The sequence below is a fragment of the Mesorhizobium sp. P3_A9 genome, from assembly GCF_056402975.1.
The window spans coordinates 1-5,670 of record NZ_JBFUGJ010000366.1 but is presented as its reverse complement, the minus strand read 5'-3'; the positions used below and the strand labels follow the sequence as shown (position 1 = coordinate 5,670).

Annotated in this window: 6 protein-coding genes and 1 pseudogene; 5 read left to right on the top strand and 2 right to left on the bottom strand. The window is 62.5% G+C overall.

Translation table 11 applies throughout. From position 1 onward, the window contains the following. The 3 genes and pseudogenes from AC1DX0_RS29975 to AC1DX0_RS29965 all read left to right on the top strand — a co-directional run. Nucleotides 1-191, top strand: a pseudogene (locus AC1DX0_RS29975) (DUF934 domain-containing protein); the annotation flags it as partial. Between the two features lie 98 nt (nt 192-289). After that, nucleotides 290-1,897: a GMC family oxidoreductase gene (locus AC1DX0_RS29970; RefSeq protein WP_477220170.1), complete on the top strand. Its 1,608-nt coding sequence runs from the start codon at nt 290-292 to the stop codon at nt 1,895-1,897. 191 nt (nt 1,898-2,088) lie between these two features. Then, nucleotides 2,089-2,709, top strand: coding sequence for a DJ-1/PfpI family protein (locus AC1DX0_RS29965; protein WP_477358059.1), 621 nt, complete (start codon nt 2,089-2,091; stop codon nt 2,707-2,709). 101 nt (nt 2,710-2,810) lie between these two features. On the opposite strand, the gene AC1DX0_RS29960 is transcribed toward AC1DX0_RS29965, so the two are convergent. Both AC1DX0_RS29960 and AC1DX0_RS29955 read right to left on the bottom strand, forming a co-directional pair. Further along, a complete protein-coding gene (locus AC1DX0_RS29960) occupies nt 2,811-3,833 on the bottom strand; it encodes a fatty acid desaturase (RefSeq protein WP_477358056.1) in 1,023 nt (340 codons plus the stop codon). 141 nt (nt 3,834-3,974) lie between these two features. Then, complete coding sequence (locus AC1DX0_RS29955; RefSeq protein WP_477220167.1) at nt 3,975-4,175, bottom strand: hypothetical protein; 201 nt, start codon at nt 4,173-4,175, stop codon at nt 3,975-3,977. 238 nt (nt 4,176-4,413) lie between these two features. On the opposite strand from AC1DX0_RS29955, the gene grpE reads away from it, so the two are divergent. Together grpE and AC1DX0_RS29945 are read left to right on the top strand one after the other, a co-directional pair. Beyond that, nucleotides 4,414-5,046 (top strand): nucleotide exchange factor GrpE, encoded by a 633-nt coding sequence (gene grpE, locus AC1DX0_RS29950; protein ID WP_477220166.1) that lies wholly within the window; start codon nt 4,414-4,416, stop codon nt 5,044-5,046. A 113-nt stretch (nt 5,047-5,159) separates the two neighbouring features. Beyond that, a partial coding sequence (locus AC1DX0_RS29945; RefSeq protein ID WP_477358053.1) for a trimeric intracellular cation channel family protein occupies nt 5,160-5,670 on the top strand: 511 nt, incomplete at its 3' end.

Below are 5,670 nucleotides of genomic sequence, written 5' to 3'. Positions count from 1 at the left end.
GCCAGGTGCTGGTCGATCCGTTGCCGCATATGCTGCGGCTGGGCTTCGACGAGTTCGAGATTTCCAACCCGGTGCTGTTGAAGCGCCTGGAAGAGGGCCGCACCGGTGGGTTGGGGCTCTACTATCAGCCGACCGCCGTGACGGAGCCGAACGGTCCGAAATATTCCTGGCGGCGCGTTCGCAACAGCTGACGTTGCGGTAATTGCGCGCGTCTTTACATCGCTTGCGATCAGGCCTTCTCTGAGCTGTCCGGACGGAAATATCCGTCGGATGATCGGGGAGGGTCTTCATGCGCTACGACTATGTCATAGCCGGCGGTGGGTCCGCTGGCTGTGCGCTTGCTTCACGGCTCTCCGAAGATCCATCCGTCACCGTCTGCCTGATCGAAGCCGGCGGTGAAGGCAGGGACATGCTGATCCGCGCTCCGGCCGGCATCATCGGCATGCTTTCCGGCCGGCCGAAGATCAACAATTGGGCTTTCGAGACGGTGCCGCAGCAAGGTCTTGGCGGCCGCAAGGGCTATCAGCCGCGCGGCAAGGCGCTGGGTGGCTCCAGCGCCATCAACGCCATGCTTTATGTAAGGGGCCACCGCGGCGACTATGACGAATGGGCCGATCTCGGCTGTGACGGCTGGTCATGGGACGAGGTGCTGCCCTATTTCCGGCGCGCCGAAAGCAATGAGCGCGGCACAGACGCCCTGCATGGTGGCGACGGTCCGCTGAAAGTCTCGAACCAGCGTTCGCCCCGGCCGATCGCCAAGGCCTTCATCGAGGCTTGCGCGGAAAACCAGATCCGCATGACGGACGACTTCAACGGGCCGGAGCAAGAGGGCGCCGGCTATTTCCAGGTCACGCAATTTGCCGGCGGCGCGCGCAATGGCGAGCGCTGTTCGTCGGCCGCCGCCTATATCCATCCGGTGATGCAGCGGACCAACCTGACTGTCATCACGCGGGCGCACGCCACAGGTGTCGTCCTTGACGGCAAGCGCGCCACCGGCATCCGCTACCGCACCCGTCAGGGCGAGGCAGTGGCACAGGCGTCGCGCGAGGTGATCCTCTGCGGCGGCGCCTTCGGCTCGCCGCAACTCTTGCTGCTGTCCGGTATCGGCCCTGCCGCCGAACTCGCCATGCACGGCATCCCCGTCGCCCACGAATTGCCGGGTGTCGGCAAGAATTTGCAGGACCACCTCGATTTCATCGTCGGCTGGAGATCCAGGGATACCGACATGCTTGGCATGAGCCCACGCGGGGCGCTGGGTTTCCTGGGGCATATCCTGCAGTGGCGGCGGGATGGAACCGGACTGATCGCCTCGCCGGCGGCCGAAAGCGGCGCGTTCGTCAAATCCGATCCGGCACTCGATCGTCCTGACCTGCAATTGCAGTTCATCATCGGCCTGGTCGAGAACCATGCGCGCACGCTGCACTACGGCTTCGGTTTCTCCTGCCACGTCTGCATCTTGCGTCCGCAGTCGCGCGGCGAAGTCGGCCTGGTCAGCGCCGATCCGCTGGCCGCGCCGCGCATCGATCCGCGCTTTCTCGATGACGAACGCGATGCCGAGCTGCTGCTGAAGGGCGTGAAGCTCACCCGGCAGGTGCTGGGTTCACCGGCGCTGGAGCGTTACCGGCACAAGGAGATGCATATCGCCGGCTTGGCAGGCGATGCCGAACTGATGGCTCATATCCGCGCCCGAGCCGACACCGTCTATCACCCTGTCGGCTCGTGCCGCATGGGTGTCGACGAGACGGCGGTGGTCGATCCGCAATTGCGGGTTCACGGGATTGAAGCCTTGCGGGTCGTCGACGCCTCGGTGATGCCGACGCTGATCGGCGGCAACACCAACGCACCGACTATCATGATTGCCGAAAAGGCGGCGGACATGATCAAAGCGGCCGCCTGACTGCAAGTCTGGTCGAACCAGCAATGCTATTTTCGTTCGCCGTGGAGCGCCTTGTTGCGTCTTTGGTCTGGAATGAGGAAAACTGGTCGTACCAATTGTGCGATTTACACTTTCCCTTTCGCTGGCCTGCCCTTAGGATAGGTCCATTATTTCGCACCTCGAAATAAATGGCCACAAGGGAGGAACCGGGAATGGCTGGCAAGAAAATATTGATGCTCGTTGGCGAGTTCAGCGAGGAGTATGAAATTTTCGTCTTTGAACAGGCCATGCATGCCGTCGGCCACACTGTGCATGTCGTCTGTCCGGACAAGAAGGCAGGCGATATTCTGAAGACCTCGCTGCACGACTTCGAAGGGCACCAGACCTACACGGAAAAGCTCGGCCACGACTACATCCTCAACAAGACATTTTCCGAGGTGGACCCGGCCCAATACGACGCCGTCTACGCGGCGGGCGGGCGCGGCCCCGAATACATCCGTATCGACAAGCGGGTGCAGGCGCTGGTGCGGCATTTCCACGAGGCCGGCAAGCCGATTTTCACCATCTGCCACGGCGTGCAGATYCTGAYCGCGGTCGACGGCGTGGTGCGSGGCMGGGAAGTSGCGGCRCTGCAATATTGCGAGCCGGAAGTGACGCTGGCMGGCGGCATCTATATCGATGTCGCACCGACCGGTGCCCATGTCGACGGCAACCTGGTTTCAGCCAAGGGCTGGCCGGGCTTGTCCAACTTTATCCGCGAATGCCTGAAGGTGCTGGGCACTGAAATCCGCCATGGCGAGATTCTGATGCGCGACGAGCGCCAGGCAGCCTGAACGGGACGTTGGGAAGCCGCCGCGCCGTGGCGCGGCGGTCGTCGTTCTACTTTTGACGCAATTCCGGACGGAAAACCGTTTAACACTTTTCCTGGAATTGCTTAGGCCGAGGCTCGTGCCTCACGGAACGACACCAGCTTGCGGCGGTTTTCGTCCCACAAGGCCAGTTTGACGCAGCGCAGGCTGTCGAGCAGCGTGACGCGGCCGATGCCGCGCAGCTCCGGATAATCCCGCAGCACTTCCTGCAGCCGGTAGCCCGGCACCTTGGCCGAGAGGTGATGGACGTGATGGACGCCGATGTTGCCGGTGAACCAGTTCAGCACCGGCGGCAGATCGTAATATGACGAGCCATGCAGGGCGGCATGCTGGAATTCCCAGTCGTCATCCTTTGCCCATTCCGTCTCCTCGAACTGGTGCTGGACGTAGAACAGCCAGATGCCGGCCGAACCGGCGAGAATGACGATCGGCAGATGAACGACCAGGAAGGCGCCAGGGCCGACGGCCCAGATCAGAATGGCCGCCGCAACCGCGATGGCGAGATTGGTGGTCATGGATGACACCCATGGCGTCAGGCCGCCGCGCATCATGCCGATGGGCAGCCTTTGCTCGAAGATGAACAGCCAGATCGGCCCCAGCCCGAACATCACCAGCGGATGGCGGTAGAGCCGATAGGCAAGGCGGCCGCGCCAGGACAATTGCCGGTATTCGGCAACGGTCAGCGTCCTGATGTCGCCCATGCCGCGCTCGTCRAGATTGCCGGCGSTGGCRTGRTGSGTSGCGTGGGCGCGSCGCCAGCAATCRTARGGYGTCAGCGTCAASACGCCGAGSGCGCGGCCGATCCAGTCGTCGGCGTAACGATTGGCGAAGAAGGAGCCATGGCCGCAATCGTGCTGGATCATGAATATCCGCACCAGGAACCCAGCCGCCGGCAGGATCAGGATCAGMCCCCACCAATGGCCGTAGGCATAGGCCGCCGAAGAGAGCGCCCAGAGCGTGGCGAACGGAATGAGGGTGATGGCGAGTTCGATGGCGCTGCGTCGCCGATCCGGCTTCTTGTAGCGCGCCAGAATCTTTAGCCAGGCACGCCTGCTGTTGGCGGCCGCATCGGGGGAAATCATGTTCATCAGGAAGCATAGGCGGGGCTTGTGGCCACCGCAAGGCAACCATCACGCAAAATTACTGTGCGTAATTGTCGCGCGAAAGGCGATCCCGGGCCGATTCTCCAGAGACCTGAGAGGCCGGGATGGGCCGGCCGGGCACTGCTCTTATTGCCGACCGCTGCCAAGGCTGTTGCTCTCCAGCCGATCGAGATGGTCGAGCAACTCTTTGAAGCGGTTGGGGATGTCGGTTTCGGGCCGAAAGGCCGGCAGAGTGCGCAGAAAGCGCGTCATCGCCTCGGCACCGAACTGGCGCCTGACTTCGGTGGCCAGCTTTTCTCCCTTTTCAGCCTTGTCGCGGGTCATCATTTCAAAATCCTTTGTCGGTTCCGAAACTCCTCCAGCAAGGGAATGGTTCCCACATCACGCTTCTGTGGCAAGCCAAGCCGGCAAGTACGGTAAAATTTGAATTAAAATCGAAGGAGTGCCATTGGTCACCGTATCGGTCCTCCGAAGGTCCTCCCGGTGGCTTACCCCTTGATTTTTGGCCGCCAAACCTCGATATCGGGCACAAAATCCACACCATTCGAGATAACGGGAAACGGCGATGAGCGACCAGGCAAAAGACGAACGCGCGCCCAGTGAAGTCGAGGCGACCGAGGCCAATGCCGAGCGCACGGAAGGCAGCATCGACGGCGACTATGAAGCGCTCGTGCGACTGCTGAAGGAAAATGAAGAGCTGAAGGACCGCGCGCTGCGCGTCGCGGCCGAGATGGAGAACCTGCGCCGCCGCACCGCGCGTGACGTGCACGACGCCCGCACCTATGCGGTGGCGAATTTCGCCCGCGACATGCTGTCGGTGTCGGACAATCTGCGCCGGGCGCTGGACGCCATTCCAGCCGAGGCCAAGGCATCTGAAGACGCCGGCTTCAAGGCGCTGATCGAAGGCGTCGACCTGACCGAGCGCGCCATGCTGTCGGCGCTGGAACGGCACGGGGTCAAGAAACTCACACCGGAAGGCGAGAAGTTCGATCCCAATTTCCACCAGGCAATGTTCGAAGTGCCGAATCCCGATGTCCCGGCCAACACGGTGGTCCAGGTCGTGCAGCCGGGCTATTCGATCGGCGAGCGCGTGCTGCGCCCGGCCATGGTCGGCGTCGCCAAGGGCGGCCCGAAGATTGCCGCCGAGACGCCGGTCGAGCCAGGGCCGGTCAATGACGAGGCCGAGAAGGATGCTTGATTAGGGGAATAAGGGAGTAGGGCAGTACGGGAGTAGGGGAGTAGCACCAAGGGTGCGGCTTCGTGCTAAACATACTGGCTTACTGCCCTATTCCCTTACTGCCTTGGCCTCCCATGCATCCGATCGCCCTTCTCGACTATGCCGGTGTCGCCGTTTTTGCGGCGACCGGGGCGTTGGCTGCGTCGCGTAAACAGCTCGACATCATCGGTTTCCTGTTCCTGGCCAGCGTCACCGGCATTGGCGGCGGCACGTTTCGCGACCTCATCCTCAATGTGCCGGTCTTCTGGGTGGGAAACCGCGACTATGTGCTGATCTGCGCTGTCGTGGCGGTTCTGGTGTTCTTCACCGCGCACCGGGTCGAATCCCGCTACAAGCTGCTGCTGTGGCTCGATGCCATCGGGCTGGCCGCCTTTTCGGTGATGGGTGCGGCAAGGGGTCTAGCCGTCACCGGTTCGCCGGTGGTCTCGATCATCACTGGCATGCTGACGGCAACCTTCGGCGGCATATTGCGCGATCTGCTGGCCGGCGAGCCATCGGTGCTGCTGAGGCCCGAGATCTACGTCACGGCCGCCCTGGCCGGCGCCGCGATCTTCACGCTGGGCGACGTTGCCGGATTGCCGCAGA